General features: G+C 32.2%; 19 protein-coding genes. 18 read left to right on the plus strand and 1 reads right to left on the minus strand.

Annotated features, from left to right (window positions below; all coding sequences use genetic code 11):
* The first annotated feature begins 20 nt into the window (after positions 1-20).
* From rpsM to HMPREF0520_RS03040, 12 genes are all read left to right on the plus strand, one after another.
* The gene (rpsM, locus tag HMPREF0520_RS02985) at positions 21-371 is read left to right on the plus strand and encodes a 30S ribosomal protein S13 (RefSeq protein ID WP_006729433.1); all 351 of its coding nucleotides are present in this window, start codon (positions 21-23) and stop codon (positions 369-371) included.
* Positions 372-391: 20 nt separating this feature from the next.
* Entirely contained in the window at positions 392-781 is a 390-nt protein-coding gene (gene rpsK, locus HMPREF0520_RS02990) for a 30S ribosomal protein S11 (protein WP_006729434.1), read from the plus strand.
* 45 nt (positions 782-826) lie between these two features.
* Positions 827-1,765: a DNA-directed RNA polymerase subunit alpha gene (locus HMPREF0520_RS02995; RefSeq protein ID WP_006729435.1), complete on the plus strand. Its 939-nt coding sequence runs from the start codon at positions 827-829 to the stop codon at positions 1,763-1,765.
* Positions 1,766-1,789: 24 nt separating this feature from the next.
* Positions 1,790-2,173 (plus strand): 50S ribosomal protein L17, encoded by a 384-nt coding sequence (gene rplQ / locus HMPREF0520_RS03000; RefSeq protein WP_006729436.1) that lies wholly within the window; start codon positions 1,790-1,792, stop codon positions 2,171-2,173.
* Between the two features lie 184 nt (positions 2,174-2,357).
* Positions 2,358-3,206: an energy-coupling factor transporter ATPase gene (locus tag HMPREF0520_RS03005; RefSeq protein ID WP_006729437.1), complete on the plus strand. Its 849-nt coding sequence runs from the start codon at positions 2,358-2,360 to the stop codon at positions 3,204-3,206.
* A complete protein-coding gene (locus HMPREF0520_RS03010; RefSeq protein WP_006729438.1) occupies positions 3,182-4,033 on the plus strand; it encodes an energy-coupling factor transporter ATPase in 852 nt (283 codons plus the stop codon). The genes HMPREF0520_RS03005 and HMPREF0520_RS03010 overlap by 25 nt, the downstream gene beginning before the upstream one ends.
* Positions 4,034-4,831, plus strand: coding sequence for an energy-coupling factor transporter transmembrane component T family protein (locus HMPREF0520_RS03015; protein WP_006729439.1), 798 nt, complete (start codon positions 4,034-4,036; stop codon positions 4,829-4,831). It begins immediately after the preceding gene.
* Positions 4,832-5,614, plus strand: coding sequence for a tRNA pseudouridine(38-40) synthase TruA (gene truA, locus HMPREF0520_RS03020; RefSeq protein ID WP_006729440.1), 783 nt, complete (start codon positions 4,832-4,834; stop codon positions 5,612-5,614).
* Positions 5,615-5,715: 101 nt separating this feature from the next.
* Positions 5,716-6,159, plus strand: a complete 444-nt coding sequence (gene rplM, locus HMPREF0520_RS03025; RefSeq protein WP_006730488.1) for a 50S ribosomal protein L13 — start codon at positions 5,716-5,718, stop codon at positions 6,157-6,159.
* 13 nt (positions 6,160-6,172) lie between these two features.
* Positions 6,173-6,568, plus strand: a complete 396-nt coding sequence (gene rpsI / locus HMPREF0520_RS03030) for a 30S ribosomal protein S9 (RefSeq protein WP_006729442.1) — start codon at positions 6,173-6,175, stop codon at positions 6,566-6,568.
* A gap of 145 nt (positions 6,569-6,713) precedes the next feature.
* A complete protein-coding gene (locus tag HMPREF0520_RS03035) occupies positions 6,714-13,385 on the plus strand; it encodes an NPCBM/NEW2 domain-containing protein (RefSeq protein WP_010221941.1) in 6,672 nt (2,223 codons plus the stop codon).
* A 37-nt stretch (positions 13,386-13,422) separates the two neighbouring features.
* Positions 13,423-13,746, plus strand: a complete 324-nt coding sequence (locus HMPREF0520_RS03040; protein WP_006729444.1) for a DMT family transporter — start codon at positions 13,423-13,425, stop codon at positions 13,744-13,746.
* Between the two features lie 14 nt (positions 13,747-13,760).
* Here the strand turns inward: HMPREF0520_RS03040 and HMPREF0520_RS03045 are convergent, their stop codons facing one another.
* Positions 13,761-14,339 (minus strand): DJ-1 family glyoxalase III, encoded by a 579-nt coding sequence (locus HMPREF0520_RS03045; RefSeq protein ID WP_006729445.1) that lies wholly within the window; start codon positions 14,337-14,339, stop codon positions 13,761-13,763.
* Positions 14,340-14,482: 143 nt separating this feature from the next.
* On the opposite strand from HMPREF0520_RS03045, the gene HMPREF0520_RS03050 reads away from it, so the two are divergent.
* The 6 genes from HMPREF0520_RS03050 to HMPREF0520_RS03075 all read left to right on the plus strand — a co-directional run bounded on the left by HMPREF0520_RS03050 (position 14,483) and on the right by HMPREF0520_RS03075 (position 18,216).
* Positions 14,483-15,172, plus strand: coding sequence for a histidine phosphatase family protein (locus tag HMPREF0520_RS03050; protein WP_006729446.1), 690 nt, complete (start codon positions 14,483-14,485; stop codon positions 15,170-15,172).
* 14 nt (positions 15,173-15,186) lie between these two features.
* Positions 15,187-16,074, plus strand: a complete 888-nt coding sequence (locus tag HMPREF0520_RS03055; protein ID WP_006729447.1) for a cation diffusion facilitator family transporter — start codon at positions 15,187-15,189, stop codon at positions 16,072-16,074.
* 24 nt (positions 16,075-16,098) lie between these two features.
* A complete protein-coding gene (locus HMPREF0520_RS03060; protein ID WP_006729448.1) occupies positions 16,099-16,335 on the plus strand; it encodes a hypothetical protein in 237 nt (78 codons plus the stop codon).
* Between the two features lie 2 nt (positions 16,336-16,337).
* On the plus strand, positions 16,338-16,538 hold the full coding sequence (locus HMPREF0520_RS03065; protein ID WP_006729449.1) for a hypothetical protein: 201 nt from the start codon (positions 16,338-16,340) through the stop codon (positions 16,536-16,538).
* A 1-nt stretch (position 16,539) separates the two neighbouring features.
* Positions 16,540-17,217, plus strand: coding sequence for a 2,3-bisphosphoglycerate-dependent phosphoglycerate mutase (locus HMPREF0520_RS03070; RefSeq protein WP_006732429.1), 678 nt, complete (start codon positions 16,540-16,542; stop codon positions 17,215-17,217).
* 63 nt (positions 17,218-17,280) lie between these two features.
* Complete coding sequence (locus tag HMPREF0520_RS03075) at positions 17,281-18,216, plus strand: AAA family ATPase (RefSeq protein ID WP_006729451.1); 936 nt, start codon at positions 17,281-17,283, stop codon at positions 18,214-18,216.
* The last annotated feature ends 20 nt before the right edge of the window (positions 18,217-18,236 follow it).

Here is an 18,236-nt window from a genome sequence, read left to right on the forward strand (position 1 = left end):
AGAAATAGGAGGTGCAATTAATGGCACGTATTGCTGGTGTTGACTTACCAAGAGATAAAAGAATTGTTATCGCATTAACTTATATTTATGGTATTGGTGAACCTACTGCTAAAGTTATTTGTGAAGCAGCAGGAGTATCTGAAGATGTTCGTACAAGTGACTTAACTCCAGAACAACAAGAAAAGCTTCGTAGTGAAGTAGATAAGTTCCGCGTTGAAGGTGATCTTCGTCGTGAAGTTAACTTAAATATTAAGCGTTTGGTCGAGATAGGTTCTTACCGTGGTATCCGCCACCGTCGAGGATTACCTGTTCGTGGACAAAATACTAAAAATAATGCTCGTACTCGTAAGGGTTCAAAGGGCAAGAGATAAAATAATAGGAGGTTAAGTTAATGGCTGCAAAGAAAACAGCACGTAAGCGCCGTGTAAAGAAACATGTCGAAAGCGGCGTAGCTCATATTCATTCAACGTTTAATAACACGTTGGTAATGATTACTGACGTACAAGGAAATGCAGTTGCATGGTCTTCAGCTGGTGCATTAGGCTTTAAGGGTAGTCGTAAATCTACTCCATTTGCTGCACAAATGGCTGCAGAAGCTGCTACTAAGACTGCTATGGACCAAGGTATGAAACATGTTGAAGTTTCTGTTAAAGGTCCTGGTGCTGGACGTGAAGCTGCTATTAGAGCACTTCAAGCTACTGGTCTTGAAATTACTGCTATTCGTGATGTGACTCCGGTTCCGCATAACGGTTCTAGACCACCAAAACGTCGTCGTGTCTAATATTATCCTGCGTGCAGGACATTCCGTTTTGAAAGGGGCCCAGTAATGATTGAATTTGAAAAACCAAATATAACCGTTATAGATCAAGAAGAATCATATGGTAAGTTTGTTGTCGAACCTTTAGAACGCGGTTTTGGGACTACTTTAGGTAACTCACTCCGTCGTGTCTTATTAACTTCAATTTCAGGTACGGCACTTTCTTACATTATGATTGATGGTGTTTTACATGAATTTTCAACAATTCCAGGCGTAAGAGAAGATGTAACCAAAATAATTCTTAATTTAAAGAAATTGGAATTAAAGCTCTTAGTTGATGAAGAAAAAATGGTTGAAATTGATGTTGAAGGACCAGCAGTTGTTACAGCTGCAGATCTTAAAGTCGATGCTGATGTTGAAATATTAAACCCTGATCAGTATATTTGTACTATTGCTGAAGGTGGTCATTTGCATATGAGCATCGCAATTAAAAATGGTCGTGGTTATATTCCGGCAAGTGAAAATAAATCTGATGATATGCCTATTGGTGTAATTCCAGTTGATTCGCTTTTTTCACCTATTAAAAAAGTTAATTATCAAGTTGAAAATGCACGTGTGGGTAAGAGAGATGATTATGACAAACTCACTTTAGAATTGTGGACGGATGGTTCAATCACACCTAATGATGCCCTTAGTTTTGCCGCAAAGATTCTTGAAGAACACTTTAAAGTATTTATGTCTGCAGATATGAGTGATCAATTTGCTAATGTTATGATTGAAAAAGAAGACAAATCTAACGAGAAAAAGCTTGAGATGACCATTGAAGAATTAGATCTTTCTGTAAGATCCTATAATTGTTTAAAGCGTGCGGGAATTAATACCGTTCAAGAATTGAATAATAAATCTGAAGCAGATATGATGCGTGTACGTAACTTAGGACGTAAATCATTAGAAGAAGTAAAGAATAAACTTACCGAACTTGGTCTTTCCTTTAGTAAGGAAGATTAGGTTGTGTATTAAGGAGGGAAATTCATGTCATACCGTAAATTAGGCTGTGATAGTGCTCATAGAAAAGCAATGCTTAGAGCATTGACTACTCAGTTGATTATGAATGAACGTATTGAGACTACTGAAACTCGCGGTAAAGAGATCCGTAAGACAGTTGAAAAAATGATTACATTAGGTAAGCGTGGAGACTTGAGTGCTAGAAGACAAGCTGCCGCATATGTACGTAATGAGATTGCAGATATTCATGAAGAAAAAGATGGATTAGTTGTTAAAACTGCATTACAGAAATTGTTCAGTGATGTAGCACCTCGTTACAAAGACCGTAATGGTGGATATACTAGAATGTATAAATTAGCAATGCCTCGTAAAGGTGACGCTGCACCAATGGTAATTATTGAATTAGTTTAAATATAAATATATCATGATATAAATCTTTCACGAAAGCGAGAATAAGTGTGATGATGGTGGCTTATGCCTAGTCTAGCTTAGATGTTTATCGACATCCCTCTTCGTGGATGATTTTTTTTTGCCTTTTTTTTGGTAAAATAGTTTCAGTATATGTTTTTTTATTGAGAAGGAGCTGTTAAGCAAAATGGGATATAAAATTGTAGATGTTAATAATATATCATATCAGTATTATGATAGCTCCCAGCTTGCACTAGATCATGTTTCATTTACTGTAGATTCAGGAATGTGGGTGTCAGTAGTAGGTCCTAATGGTAGTGGTAAGTCAACTTTAACTAAAATCTTAGATGGTTTATTAGTGCCAAAATCTGATAAAGATAGTCATATTATTATAGATGGTATTAAATTGTCAGATAATACTTTATATGATATTCGAAACAAAATAGGTATTGTTTTTCAAGATCCAGAAAATCAATTTGTAGGTGCTACAGTGGCAGATGATGTTGCTTTTGGCCTAGAAAATAGAAACATAGACAGAAATCAAATGATAGGCATTGTAACTGATTCATTGAAACAAGTTGATATGTTAAAGTTTGCAGACAAAGCACCAAATATGTTATCAGGTGGGCAAAAGCAAAGAGTTGCTATAGCAGGTGTACTAGCCATTAAGCCTAAAATAATAATATTAGATGAAGCAACAAGTATGTTGGATCCCGATGGTAAAAATATAATATTAAAATTAATAAAAAAATTACAAAAGCAAAATAATTATACTGTTATTTCTATTACACATGATTTGGAAGAAGCCATATATTCAGATAAGTTATTAATTTTAAAAGCAGGAAAAGTTTTAAGATATGATCATCCTAGAAAAATATTTAATGACGTGCAATTATTAGAAAGATCGGGATTAGATTTACCATTTGTTTTTAAAATTAAAAGTCAACTTTCACAAATGGGTGTCAATATTCCAGAAGAAATCATAGGTCAAAAGGAGTTGGTAAATTATTTATGGCAATTAAGTTCGAAAAAGTAGGATATACTTATGGAAGAGAAACTGCCTTTTCGTCTATGGGATTGAATGATATTAATACTGTTATTGAAAAAAATACATTCAATTCAGTAATAGGTCATACTGGTAGTGGTAAAACAACCTTATTACAAGCATTAGATGGTCTGATTAAGATATCCACGGGAACGATATCATTAAAAAATATGGTTATTAATGTTAATTCTGATGAAAAAAAGTTATTTATTCTTAGAAAGCATATAGGATTAGTTTTTCAATTTTCGGAAAATCAACTATTTGCAGATACTGTACTAAAAGATGTAATGTTTGGGCCAATTAATTTTGGAATTAGTGTTGATAAAGCAAAACAGTTAGCTGAAAAATGGTTGCGGTTTGTTGGTATTGGTTCAGAATTATTTGATAAATCGCCATTTGATCTCTCAGGAGGTCAAATGAAACGAGTTGCTATAGCAGGTGTGTTGGCTTTTGAACCAGATATTTTATGTTTAGATGAGCCAGTATCTAGTTTAGATCCACAAGGTAGAAAATTAATAATGCAATTATTCAAAAAGTATCAACAAGATGGTCATACTGTAATTTTAGTTAGTCATAACATGGATGAGGTATATCATTATTCAGATAATATTATTGTTATGGAAAATGGCACAATTATTAAACAAGGTAGTCCTAGGAAAATATTTGAGGATAAAAATTGGTTAGACAAACATAAATTAGTTAGACCTAGCATCTTAAAATTTATTGATGATTTGGAAAAAGTGGGATTTAAAGTCACCAAAACAAATGATTTGTCTAATTTATTAGGTGATATTTTACAACAGATAGGAGTAAAATAATTGAATAATATTCTAATAGGTAGATATATTCCAGGTACTTCGTTAATTCATAAAATGGATCCACGTGGTAAATTAATTACTTCATTTTTATTTGTAATGATAATTTTTTTGGCTAATAATTGGTCAACATATGCGGTACTTTTTGTTTTTGCATTGTTAGCTGTATGTATGACTAAGATTAGTTTCAAATTTTTTTGGCGAGGCATCAGACCCTTAATCTGGCTAATATTATTTACTGTTATAATGCAACTGCTATTTACAGGATCAGGTAAGGTTTTGTGGCGTGTTGGATTTTTAAAAGTGACTGATTATGGCATTATTTCGTCAATATATATGTGTATTAGATTAATTACTATAATCGTTGTGTCTACAGTGTTTACTTTAACTACGACGTCATTACAAATTGCCGACGCAATTGAATGGTTAATACATCCTCTTAAGTATTTAAAAGTACCAGTTGGTGAAATAGCTTTAGTTTTGTCTATTGCATTAAGGTTTGTTCCTACGTTAATGGATGAAGCTACTAAAATTATTAATGCTCAAAAAGCAAGAGGATCAGATATTAGTACAGGAAAATTTATTGAGAAAATTAAAAAGATTGTTCCCATATTAGTTCCCTTATTCATAAGATCACTAAGCATTGCTTTAGATTTAGCTGTGGCTATGGAAGCAAGAGGCTATAGAGATGGAATGCCAAGAAGTAGATATAGACAACTTGCATGGCATATTATAGATATATTAAATTTAGGAAGTTTAGCAATATTGATTGGATTATTATTGCTTTTGAGAAGATATTAGATGCAGAGATATAAATTAATTTTGGCTTATGATGGCACCTTATTTCACGGATTTCAAAAACAGCCAAATCAACGTACGATACAAGGCGTTATTGAAGATGCATTATTAAAAATGACAAAGGGGAAGCATGTGATAGTACATGGCTCTGGTCGCACAGACGCTGGTGTTCATGCCAAAGGGCAGGTGATACATTTTGATTATCCAGGTAATGTAATCCCAGCTAAAAATATGCTTCTGGCTTTAAATGCTTTAATGCCACGAGATATTATTTTCTTAGATTCTGAACTGGTTAATGATGATTTTCATGTGCAATATTCGACTAAAGCCAAATGGTATAGGTATATTATTAATCAAAGTAGATTTACGGACCCTTTTAGACGTAATTATACAGGACATTGCCCTTATAAATTAGATATGCTAAAAATGAAGAAAGCCGCAACATATTTATTAGGAAAGCATGATTTTACAAGCTTCGCTGCAAGTGGTGGTCAAATAGTTGATAAAGTAAGAACTATTTTTTATATTAATCTAGAGCAAAATGGTGATGAAATAGTTTTAGATGTCATTGGTGATGGTTTTTTATACAATATGGTAAGAATTATTACCGGATTGCTAATTGATATTGGTCATGGTCAAAAAGATGTTGAAGATGTAGAAAAAATAATTTTAGCTAAGGATCGACAAAAAGCTCGAAATACTGCACCAGCCAGCGGATTGTATCTATATCATGTTTTTTATGATGATTTACCTAAAAAGTATAATCTTATTGCTAAAAGAGATTGACATTTGCACAAAAAGGACGTAAATTATTAATTGTATGTTTGTCCACGATAGGCCCCGGAAACTTATTGTATGTCAAACACAAGAAAACGGAGGAATTAAAATTGCGTACTACCCCATTAGCAAAAACTAGTGATATTAAACGTAAGTGGTATGTTATTGATGCAACTGATGTTGCACTTGGTCGTTTATCTGCTGCAGTAGCAACGATTTTGAGAGGTAAAAATAAGCCTCAATACACACCTAATGTAGATACTGGTGATAATGTAATTATCATCAACGCAGCTAAGTTGAAGTTGACTGGTAGAAAGTCAACTGATAAGATTTACTACCACCATTCAGATTATCGTGGTGGTTTGAGAGCAACAGCAGCAGGTGAGTTGCTTGCTAACAATCCTGTAAGATTAGTTGAGTTATCTGTTAAAGGCATGTTACCTAAAAATACTCTTGGACATCAAGAATTTTTAAAGATGCATGTATATGCTGGTGAAGATCACAAGCATGCAGCACAAAAGCCTGAAACATTGGACATTAATAAATTAATCTAGGAGGTTTTGATAAATGGCACAACAAGCAGCATATGCCGGCACTGGTCGTCGTAAGAATTCGGTTGCTCGCGTTCGTTTGGTACCTGGTAATGGTAAGATTACTGTTAACAAGGAAGACGTTACGGAATATATTCCATATCCAAACTTGGTTAAAGATTTGAAGCAACCTTTAGCATTAACTGAAACAGAAGGTCAATATGACGTTATTGTTAATGTTAATGGTGGTGGTTTCTCTGGTCAAGCAGGTGCAATTCGCCATGGAATTGCTAGAGCACTTTTAGAAGTTGATCCTGATTTTCGTGGTAGCTTGAAAAAAGCTGGGTTATTGACCCGTGATCCAAGAATGAAGGAAAGAAAGAAGCCTGGTTTGAAGAAAGCCAGAAAAGCTTCCCAATTCTCTAAGCGTTAATATTGGATATATGTATGAAGAAAAGCGTTTGCGTTTGCAAATGCTTTTTTTATAGCCTTATTATTTCAAATATGTATCAAAATATGTTAGCATGGACAAATCAAGACGTGGTACCCTTGGGGATAGAAGTAGGAGAGGTTTATCTATGAAAAAATGCCATAATACAAAGTTAACATCCACAATTTATTTAGCTTCCTTATTAGCTGGTGGAATATATTATAATAATGCCCAGGTGCATGTTTATGCATCTGTGGAAAATCCAAAATTTGATCAACCAATAAAAGTGGATCAATATCTGGAAGATATTCCTTTTGTACAAGCTCCTAAAGTTGGTTGGGGTAGTTATAAGGTAGATCAAACCCTTGATGGCAAAAAAATAAAGTTAAAAATTAATGGCCAGGAACATGAATTTGCTAAGGGAATAACAGCTCATGCAGATGCATGTTTGATCTATGATTTATCTAAGATAAAATCTAATATTTTTGAAACTTATTTAGGAATTGATGATACCAAAACTGGTGAGGTTGAATTTAGAATCTATTTAGATGATGAATTATATTATGCTAGTGGAAAAGTGAACCGTAATAATACCCAACATATTCTGATGAATATCGCCGGTAAAAAACAATTAAAGATAATTGTTGATTCATTAGGATATAATGGCTCAGATCACTCTATTCTCGCAGATCCTAAGTTTTATTTCTTAGATTTAAAAGATAAAAAAATACCAGACCTTGCCAATGAAAATCCCGGTTTTTCATATAACAAAATCAATGATGCACCCTATAACCTTAATTTTGAACAATATTATTTTTTAAAACGTATGGGTAAAGCTCGATTATTTTCGTATATGATGACGGATAAATCCAATATTAAGTATTTGAATTGGCTTTTTAATAATTTGTCATTATTGCACAGCTATAATACAGCTTCTTTACCAAGAGGCGGCAATCAGATTGGCTTTTTGAAAGTGTTTAAAGAATTATTGGATCATGATCCAGACCTAAAAAGCGATTCTGAAAAGCAAAAAATTGCCATGGCTGTGGCACTTGAATATGCTAATGGCAATATAAATTTTTGGGCTAATTCCAATTTAAAAAGTGATCCAATTAAAAGATATGATATTTATAGTACACTAAATAATACTCCCGGTGCTTTGAGACCGATTTTTAAAACTTTATCTGTTGAATTATTGCGGCATGTAGTCAATGCGGAAATTTCTGATGAAGATATTATTTGGATTAGAGATAAGATTAAACGTGAAAATCCCCAGTTGTTGTTTAATAATGATGAATTATCTAATGCAACTTATAAATATATAGCATATAATCCTTTTAATAAATATGGAGATGATGTGCAAAAGGGTGGCTTTTATGGTGATAATCCTACGTTGGAAAAAGTTGTTGAACTAGGTGGAGTTTGTGGATCTGTCTCAAAGTTTGATGTTGTGGTTTTAAAGTCTTTTGGTGTACCTGCTAATGTTATTGGTCAGCCTGGTCACGCTGCAGTTACGTATATGAGGGATGATGGCAGTTGGACGCGTAGGAATGAAATTTATTCATGGGGTAGATCGCAGGGAGGTACAGCAACTCTTTTAGCGGGTGGATCTAGTGGTTATAATACGACTTATAATATTTTAGCTAGTGATATTTTAAAAGATAAGGGTAATTATCAACAAGCTTTGAAGTATTATGAATTTTATAAAAATGTACAGCCTGGTTTACTTAAAAACTCATTGGCTGAAAAAATTACTACCCTGGTTCCGTGTTTTGTACCTGTTTATCGCGATCAAATTAATGAATTAAAAGATAATCGTTCCGCAACAGCCAAGGACTATTATGAATTGTCAAAAAAGATATTAAGTACATTTAAAAATTATCCTAAAGTAATGCTTGATCTTTTGAGTCCGTTAAAGAAGGGATTTGCACAAGATAGATATTTATTGACTGATTTTGCTATTAATTATATTCAACAAGTAGATTCTGTTACTAATTCCATTGCACGTGATGTTATGAAAGAGGATGAATATCAAAAGGAATATAACTCATATAATAGTGTATTGGGTGATTTTTCTTTTAGTGGTAAGAATAGATATAATTTGAAAAATGTACATCCAGATACAGAATATTCTTTTGATGGAGGTATTACTTGGCATAGTTCAATTACAAATTCGCCATCATTAACATCAAGTGAAATAGCACAATTAAATACAAAATATGGAATATTACTTCGACTTAAAGGAATGAAAAAGGCAATTCAAATTAAGTTAGCTAAACAGGTGTTACCTAGTTTTGTACGGGCTGATGATCAAGAAAATATTATTGTTGGATTAAATCACAATATGGAATATTCTTTAGATAATGGTCAAAACTGGATTGATGGTAACGTGGTTCCTGATTTGAGTGGTAAATGCACTGTGTTAGTGCGTGAAAAAGCAGCCAATAAGAGTTTTGCTAGTGATGTTAAAAAATTGGAATTTACGAATGATAATCAAATTGCAGATGACATAATGCTGGGTAATATGAAAGTTGTTCAATATTCGTCACAACAAAATGATACTAATCAAGCTGCTGTAAATACAATTAATGGAACTGGTACAGCTAATAATTTTTGGCATACTAAATGGGCTGGAGATAGTAATAGATATATAACTATTGGATTTAATAAAGAATATACTCTTAAAAAATTTTATTATACACCTAGGTTGGATAATGGTGAAAATGGAAATATTTTGAAGTATGAGATCTACATTAGTAATGATGGAAAACAATTTACCAAAGTTAAGGCGGGTGAATTTACTTATAGCTCACCTAATTACAAATCTCCTAAGGTTGTTGAACTACCTGATGGTACAAAAACAAAGTATTTCAAATTAAAGATTATATCTGCTAAGGGAACAGGTTCTTATGCAGCCGCTACCAAATTTGCTTTTGAAATTCCTCATGAAGAAGCTGTTGCCGCTTATCAAGAAAAGCAACAAAAAGCAAAACAGCAATTTAATTATGAGTTAGTTGAAGATTTGAAAAAATTTAAGAATAATATTGAATCTTTATCTCAATTAGATCAAGCAAAATTATGTCTTGGTGATCTTAATTTACTTAAAACTGATATTAATAAATTAGATCCAAAAAATATTAATTATATTCAAGAATTAAATAAGGCTAAAAAAAGGTACGATCTTCTTCGTGACGAAATTATTATCAAAAACACTATATATCAAAAACAAAATGATAGTAAATTATTAGAAACGTTTAATAAGAATAATCAGCAAATTTTGACAAAGAGTATATCTGATGTTACTGATAAAGATATCAATATTATTACAAATGCTCTTAAGCAATTGAAAGAAAAACCTGAATATTCACAAATAAAAACGAACAACTCCGAAATAATATTAGGTTTAGAGAGAAAGTTACTAAGGGCTCAAGATAAGAAACTAGCGAATGAATTTAAGCAACAGTTTAAGACAGAACTCGAACTAAATGAAAAGAATGTATCTTTGAATGATTATAATAATATTGTTGTAGCTTATTATAATTTATTAGCTTTATCTAGTGAGGTTCAAGGCGATTTAACCCACGAAAAGACGCATTTATATGACTTATTACAATTTTTAGAGAAAAATGCATTATCTATGCAAAATGATATTGAATTTAAGAAAAATAATAATGAAATTTTGAGTTTGTCTGTCGATAAGATAACATTAGAAAATTTGGATAAAGTAACAGAACAGGTCAATAATGCATTTTATCAATATAATTTTTTGAATAGTTTTGATAAAGCAAGGCTTAAGGCATCAAAAGAGCACTTAGACGCATTGCAAAGCAAAATTTTAACTTTTGAAAATATTAAAGCCAAAGAAAATTTACTTAGCCAATTACAACAATTTAAAAATAGTTTTGTTAATGAATCGGATGAAATTAAACATTCATGGTTACAAGAATATGATTTCGCAAAATCTGTAGCTACAAGAGCAGTAGCAACAAATGTATATTATCAAGCTAGTGCTATCTTACTAGAAAAATATGAAGAGTTAAGCAGAACAGTTTATTTGCAAAAAGATAATTTCGCTAAAGCTAATAAATTTAAAGAAAGATTTAGCACTTTGCTTAATAAAGATATCTCCAAAATATCTATAGATGATAAGAAATTATTAGTTTCTGCAAACGATCAATGGCGAAGACAAAACGCAGCTACGTTAGCTTTACTAACTGATGAAAGAGCTAAATTAGATGCCATAGAAGATAAGATAGAATCAACTCAAGCAAACTATCATACTGTGATTGATGATAATATTAATAAATTAATTACGCAGTTAAAAAAAGATAGGAATAATTCATATTCAATTTATAAAACAGACATAGATAACATTTTACAAGAATCAGAACAAGCTAAAAAAGAGCCTGATTTAATTAAGCAACGTGAATTGCTTTTGGACATAAAAAAGAAGAGATCGAGCATTTTAGCCAAGCAGGCTAATTTAAAAGATAAAGTAACAATAATACATAATTCATTATTACCTACGTTAAATATATCAACAAATTTAGTAACACCTGCTGATCGAGATCGGATTAATTCACAATTAATTTATCTTAATACATTGACTCCTGATATTAAGGCATCTTTAGGCGATGAAAAATCAACTTTGGAAAACCTTATAAACAAAATCAATGAAATTGAACAATCTCCAAATAAAGATAAAATTTTAAAATTGATTGATCAAAAAATTAAGGCAGAACATGAGATTAGGGCATATGCTTATTTATCATATAAAGAAATCCAAAATTATTTAAAAGCAATTGACAAAGCTTCAGATTCTACTACCGTTGTGACTCAATTACAAGGTGCTCAAAAGTTGCATAATCAAAGGGATGCCAGTGCTAAGCAGGAGTTAGTAATTCTCAAAAATAAGATCAAGAGTATATTAAATGATGATAATTTGTCTAAAATGGAACCAGATAATCAAGCTCAGATCAAAAAAATTAAGATTGATGATGTTAAGTTAGATGGTATGACTTTAGGTGAATTAAGTGAATTATTTAAATATATAAATAATGAAATTAGTTTGTTAAAATCTAAGGATCAATCAGAAAAAGAGTTTAAACAAAATAAAATAAATTACGATGAAAAAATAAAAGATATTAATCAAAAGATATCAGAAATAAACCGTAAGATAGTTAAGTTGAAAGAACGTGATATTAATTATCAAAAGCAATTAGCAGATATTTCCAACAAGGTAGATTTTGGCTTAGGATTAAATGAAATAGATAGTACAATAAAAAGTTTAGAGCAACTAAGTACAAATGTTGATGCTAGTTTAGAAAAACAAGCTAAAGTAGAAAAAGAGAAATTGAGCTTGTCTATAAGTGTTGCTAAGCAAAAGATCAATTCTATGAATTATTTAACGAATGAAGAAAAAGCTGATTATTTAGCAAAAATTGATCTTGCAGTGTCTGATGATATGGTTAATAAAATTGTTAGTGACGCCGTTAATAAAAATCATGAAAAATCGATTGCAGTCAAACCAGTAACACCAGAAAAGCCCAAGACACCGAGTGTGCCAAAAGTTCCAGTGAAACCAGAGCAGCCAAAGACCCCAAGTGCACCAGAAGTTTCAGTAAAACCAGAGAAGCCCAAGGCTCCGAGTGTACCTGAAACTCCAGTAAAACCAGTAAAGCCTAAGACGCCGAGTGTGCCAAAAGTTTCAGTAAAACCAGAGCAGCCACAGACGCCGAGTGTACCAGAAGTTCCAGTAACACCAGAGAAGCCAAAGACGTCGAGTGTGCCTGAAACTCCAGTAAAACCAGAAAAGCCCAAGACGCCGAGTGTGCCAAAAGTTTCAGTAAAACCAGAAACACCGAAGATACCAAGTAAACCTGAAGTTTCAGTAACACCAGTAAAGCCTAAAACTCCGAGTGTGCCTGAAACTCCAGTAACACCAGAAAAGCCCAAGACGCCGAGTGTGCCAAAAGTTTCAGTAAAACCAGAAAAGCCAAAGACCCCGAGTGTGCCAGAAGTTTCAGTGAAACCAGAAACACCGAAAACTCCGAGTGTGCCAAAAGTTTCAGTAAAACCAGAAACACCGAAGATACCAAGTAAACCTGAAGTTCCAGTGAAATCAGTAAAGCCTAAAACGCCGAGTGAACCTGAGGTTACAGTAACACCAGAGAAGCCAAAGACATCAAGTGTACCAGAAGTTCCAGTAAAACCCCAGACCCCAAGTGCACCAGAGGTTACAGTAACACCAGAAACACCGAAGATACCAAGTAAACCAAAAGTTCCAGTGACACCAGAGCAGCCCAAGACCCCAAGTGCACCTAAGGTTACAGTGAAACCAGAGCAGCCCAAGACGCCGAGTGTGCCAGAAGTTCCAGTAACACCAGAAACACCGAAAACGCCGAGTGTACCTGAAACTCCAGAAACACCAGAGAAGCCCAAGACCCCAAGTGCACCTGAAGTTTCAGTAAATCCAGAGAAGCCAAAGATGCCGAGTGTGCCAGAAGTTTCAGTGAAACCAGAGAAGCCCAAGACCCTAAGTGTACCAGAAGTTACAGTAACACCAGAGAAGCCAAAGACTCCAAGTGCACCAGAAGTCCCAGCTAAAAAAGCCAACGCAAGTACTATAGTTAAATCTCATATTACTAAGAAAAATAAAAACAATATAGTAAAGAAAAAATCAAAATCTATATTTAGTAAAGTTAAGTCAATGAAAAGACATGTACAGAAAAATAAAAAAATGCCTATAACAATTGTAAGTACTGCAGTATTATTTTTAGTGTCTTTGATTGCTTTTTGGATTCGTAAAAAGAAAAAGTAAATCATATAAAAAATAAAAGCATTAGAGGTTAAAATATATGGGTTATGTTGAATTGATATTAGCAATTATTTTTGAAATAATTGCGACTGCTTTTTTAAAATTATCAAATAATTTTACTAATGTGTGGTATTCTTTTGGAACAATCATATCGTATTGCTTGTGTTATTATTTGTTTTCGCTATCATTAAAGTCTATAGCATTAGGTGTAGCATATGCTACATGGTGTGGTGTAGGTATTATTTTTACAGGTATTGTTTCATATTTGTTATGGCATGAATCTTTTCCGCTGCCTAAGTTAATTGGAATAATATTAATAATTATTGGTGTCGTACTTTGTAATTTAGTATCATCACATCATTAAAAAAGCAGAGATGGTTAATCTCTGCTTTTTTTCAATAAATAAGTATAAAGCATATTTGATTCAATCTCTGCTGTTTTGCATTGCAAAGTTTGGGCAATAGCATATGCAAAGGACATTGCAGTGGCAGGACCTCTGCTTGTAATAAGCTTGTTTTTATTGTCTATGACGGTTAAATCATCAACAAAAGTAGCTTGTGGGTTTTCCCGGGAAATATTTTTTTCAAATCCAGGATAGCAGGTATAATTTGCTTGCTTTAATAAACCAAATTTGCTGAAAGCTAAAGGAGCTGCACACATTGCTGCATTCCACTTTTTATTTGCAAATCTTTTTTTCATGATGTTTTGTAGATCAATATTAGAGGCTAGTAATTGCGTACCTCCCATACCTCCAGGTAAAGCTACCATATCATAATTTAATAAGTCATTTGATATTAATTTGTCACATTTAAATCTGATATTATGACCACCAGTGATATCTAAAGAATCTAGTCCGATCATGTCACATTCAATGTTCAACCTTCTTAATATATCAACAATCGACAAACCTTCAATTTCTTCACAACCATTTGCAAAAATTACTGCAGTTCTAACCATATAATCACTCCTATCATGCTAATATTGTACTCTTATGGTAAATTATATGTAATATGTTAAACAAGTATAAAATATAGTTTTTTAACTTTCAAAAATTTGTTAACATTGATATAACATAATAAATATTGAAGAAAGGAGCATATATGTATACTGAAATATATTTGATTCGTCATGGAGAGACGATGTTTAATCAATTAAATAAGGTGCAAGGATGGGCTGATTCTCCATTAACTGTTAAAGGTATTAATGATTTACGGGTAACTGCATCTAATTTGTCGCAAATTCACTTTGATAGAATGTATAGTTCTGATTTGAAACGTGCAATTGATACTGTACATTTGATTAAAGACTATAATATGGTTTCTCAAATTGGAAAAATCAAAAAATTACCTGCATTTCGAGAGGTCTTTTTTGGAGGCTTTGAAGGCGATGATATTTATGAGACGTGGCGACAGGTTTCTATTGCTGGTGGAATGAAGCCAGAAACAAATGTATGTAAAATTATCGACACTTTGGGGATTAAAGAATTTAGAAATGCAACCAAGAAAGCTGATGAACGTCATTTAGCTGAAAATGCAAAAGAGTTAGACGACCGAATTATGCGAGCGGTTCATCAAATTAAAGAGGAATCAGACGGATTAAATAGGGTTTTGTTAGTCACACACGGAGACTTCATTAAAAGTCTAGGTATTAAATATTGGACACAGTATTCAGGAAAAGGTGATATCGAATTCCCTACCAATGGTAGCATGACACGTGGAATTTTTAATCAGTCAGGTAAGTTTGAAATTGTTGATTATAATATAAATAATAGCGATTTAATTAATATATAAATAGGAGTTTGTCATTGAAAAAAGATTATACATCAGTTAAATTGATATGGATTACCATATTGAATTTGATCATTACTATTGCCGAGATAATAGGTGGAATTGCTTGTGGCTCATTAGCCTTACTTTCTGATGCTTTGCATAATTTAAGTGATACAGGAGCTATTATAATGTCATTTATAGCTCATCGAATAAGTCGTAAAAATAAAAGTAATACCAAAACTTTTGGCTATGACCGTGCAGAAATAATAGCTGCATTTGCAAATGGAATTACTTTGATAGCGATTTGTATAGTCTTGTTTGTAGAAGCTTTATTGAATTTGAAAAATCCTGAGCCTATAAAAGGAAATATGATGTTAATAGTTTCTATTATAGGATTAATGGCAAATATTTTATCAATGTTTGCAGTGCACAATGATACTAAAAAAAATATCAATATTAAATCAACATTTGTACATATGTTATCTGATGCTTTATCTAGTGTGGTAGTAGTTATTGCAGCATTGATTATAAAATTTTGGAATTGGCGTTGGATTGATCCAGTGTTAACAATTCTGGTTTCCATTTTTATTTTAATTGAAGCTTTGAAAATTACTTATAAAGCAGCAAATATTTTAATGGAATCTAATCCTTGCATTGACTTAGAACAAGTTAAGCAACGAATATTGAAAATTAATGAAATAGAACATGTACATCATGTTCATTTGTGGCAGTATTCTGATAAACTAATAATGATGGATGCTCACATCAATGTTTCTGCAGATATGAAGATTGAAGATCTAGAAAATATTTATGTGAAAGTGGGTCAAGAATTATTACCACTTGGCATTAATCATATTACTTTACAAGCCGAACGTAATCGCGGTTTAAATAATAATATGATTTCGAATAATAATTTGGACTAGTTTTTTTACAAAGAAGGTATAAATATGAAATTAGATTCAGAAATTTTTTCCAAGGAATTGGCTTTATTGAAGAATAAAACAGTTACACTTTCTAAAAAAATACAAGAAAAAGAATGGCCTCTTATTAGACAAAAAACAACAAAATTAGTTAACCAGACCAAGAAATTTACTGTACAAAAATCAAAAGATATATATCATATTTCAAAGAAAACATTGGATAGAACTATTATTGATTTGAGTAAGAGGTGTAAGAAAAAATAGATATGAAGGTTAGTATTTGGACTGCAATTATTGTCATTATTGTTGGTTTATATGATTTAGCATATGCATTTAATCGTAGACAAGATTTACAAGATAAATCAAGTTGCTTTAAAAAAAGAAGGATGGGCATAATAGGTTTTATAATTTTGGGTATTATTTTTGTTTTATTAGGCGTATTTTTGCTATTTGTAGGTGAACGTTAAATTGGTTAAGTTGGTTTTAGTACGACATGGTGAAAGTATTGCCAATGCTAATAATACATATACTGGTTGGGATGATGTTGCTCTAAGTCCATTAGGAATTAAGCAAGCTCAACAAGCAGGTTATAAATTAAAAAAGGTAGATAACTTTTTGCCGACTGCTATACATACGTCAGTTTTGTCGCGGGCAATCGTTACCGCCAATATAATAGCAGATATTTGTAATTTCCTATATTTACCCATTTATAAAACATGGCGTCTTAATGAACGGCATTATGGTGCTTTAAGAGGGATGAATAAACAAATAAGTAAAAGAGTTTATGGCACTAAACAAGTTTTGAGTTGGCGTAGGGGATTTGAAAGTATACCACCGCTTTTAGCTACTCCATCAAACGATCGTCGGTATCAAATAGGTGATTTAAAAAATATTCCACGAGGTGAAAGCTTACATCAAACACAGAATCGTTTAATGCCTTATTATTATGATCATATAGCTTCTAAACTTTTGCTAGGGCAAGATCAGTTGATTGTTGCACATGGTTCCAGTTTGCGTGCACTTATCAAAAAAATAGAAAATATAAATGATCAAGATATTGTAAAGGTAGAAGTTGCGAATGCTGAACCAATCATTTATACCTTAGATGCTAATTTGAAAATTATTGATAAGAATATTTTAAGATAGACTACATTTTATGGTAAACTTTTAACGAGTGTATATTTAATTTTTAGTTAGTTGGGAGACAACATGCGTAAAATATTTTTATTAAGAGGAGCACCTGGATCAGGTAAATCATCTCTTATTTCTCGTAATCATTTACAACCGTATGCTATTTCTCGTGATGCAATTAGGCTTTTGTTAGCAAATTTAACTTTTTATCATGATCAGGAGACCGATACTTTACACCAAGTTATTCGTCATAGTGTCAGTGATGAAGAAGAACAAATATTAGATAGCTTAGTTGAGAGAAAGATGCAATGGGGCGAAACTATTATTGTCGATGGTACTCATATTACACCAGATAAGATAGAACATTTTAAACCGTGGGTAGATAAGTACCGATATGATTTGTTCGTTATTGATTTAATGTATAATAATACCTTAGAAGGTTTGTTAAAAAGAAATAAGGTACGAGCTCAATATGATTGGGTAAGGCCAGAAATCATTACTTGGATGTATAATCAATATGTTGAACATCGAGCAGTGCCAGATTGGGCTATTGAAATATCACCATTAGGAATTGAACGGGCATTAAGCCAGAAGGAAAAAAATTTAGATGCATTCAATCATGTAATATGTGTTCCTAATGAAGTGCCTGAAGAAGATTTTCCACATGTGCATATTTCTAATTTCTATTTTTCATTTAATGATAAATTTACTGAAAAATATGGTACTTATCGAAATGTTGTTAATTTAGCAAAGACTGAACAAGAAGCTATTGAACAATTCAAATTACCATTTTTTGTGTTTAAATTTCATCATAAGCATTTTTTGATTTCTGCTAAACCAATTAGAAATGAAATGTTAGATCCTATCAAAAAAGTTAAGGGAACATGGATATATACAACAGGTTTGTATAATGTTGCTGACTTTTTGAAAGATTATCCAGTTAATGAGCAATCTCATGTTCATCAGTTTAATTTAGACCATATTGATGCTAAACGTCTTTTATATATTTGGTAAAAAAAACAGTAGTAATTTAT

The organism is Lactobacillus iners DSM 13335, from assembly GCF_000160875.1.
Classification (GTDB): Bacteria; Bacillota; Bacilli; order Lactobacillales; family Lactobacillaceae; genus Lactobacillus; species Lactobacillus iners.

Bases quoted from the DNA above. Each gene is read 5' to 3' on its own strand.
- HMPREF0520_RS03065 (WP_006729449.1), top strand. From the start codon at position 16,338: ATGAAGGTTAGTATTTGGACTGCAATTATTGTCATTATTGTTGGTTTA.
- rpsM (WP_006729433.1), top strand. From the start codon at position 21: ATGGCACGTATTGCTGGTGTTGACTTACCAAGAGATAAAAGAATTGTT.
- rplQ (WP_006729436.1), top strand. From the start codon at position 1,790: ATGTCATACCGTAAATTAGGCTGTGATAGTGCTCATAGAAAAGCAATG.
- HMPREF0520_RS03050 (WP_006729446.1), top strand. From the start codon at position 14,483: ATGTATACTGAAATATATTTGATTCGTCATGGAGAGACGATGTTTAAT.
- truA (WP_006729440.1), top strand. From the start codon at position 4,832: ATGCAGAGATATAAATTAATTTTGGCTTATGATGGCACCTTATTTCAC.
- HMPREF0520_RS03040 (WP_006729444.1), top strand. From the start codon at position 13,423: ATGGGTTATGTTGAATTGATATTAGCAATTATTTTTGAAATAATTGCG.
- rpsI (WP_006729442.1), top strand. From the start codon at position 6,173: ATGGCACAACAAGCAGCATATGCCGGCACTGGTCGTCGTAAGAATTCG.
- HMPREF0520_RS03075 (WP_006729451.1), top strand. From the start codon at position 17,281: ATGCGTAAAATATTTTTATTAAGAGGAGCACCTGGATCAGGTAAATCA.
- HMPREF0520_RS03060 (WP_006729448.1), top strand. From the start codon at position 16,099: ATGAAATTAGATTCAGAAATTTTTTCCAAGGAATTGGCTTTATTGAAG.
- HMPREF0520_RS03035 (WP_010221941.1), top strand. From the start codon at position 6,714: ATGAAAAAATGCCATAATACAAAGTTAACATCCACAATTTATTTAGCT.
- HMPREF0520_RS03010 (WP_006729438.1), top strand. From the start codon at position 3,182: ATGGCAATTAAGTTCGAAAAAGTAGGATATACTTATGGAAGAGAAACT.
- HMPREF0520_RS03045 (WP_006729445.1), bottom strand. From the start codon at position 14,339: ATGGTTAGAACTGCAGTAATTTTTGCAAATGGTTGTGAAGAAATTGAA.
- rpsK (WP_006729434.1), top strand. From the start codon at position 392: ATGGCTGCAAAGAAAACAGCACGTAAGCGCCGTGTAAAGAAACATGTC.
- HMPREF0520_RS02995 (WP_006729435.1), top strand. From the start codon at position 827: ATGATTGAATTTGAAAAACCAAATATAACCGTTATAGATCAAGAAGAA.
- HMPREF0520_RS03005 (WP_006729437.1), top strand. From the start codon at position 2,358: ATGGGATATAAAATTGTAGATGTTAATAATATATCATATCAGTATTAT.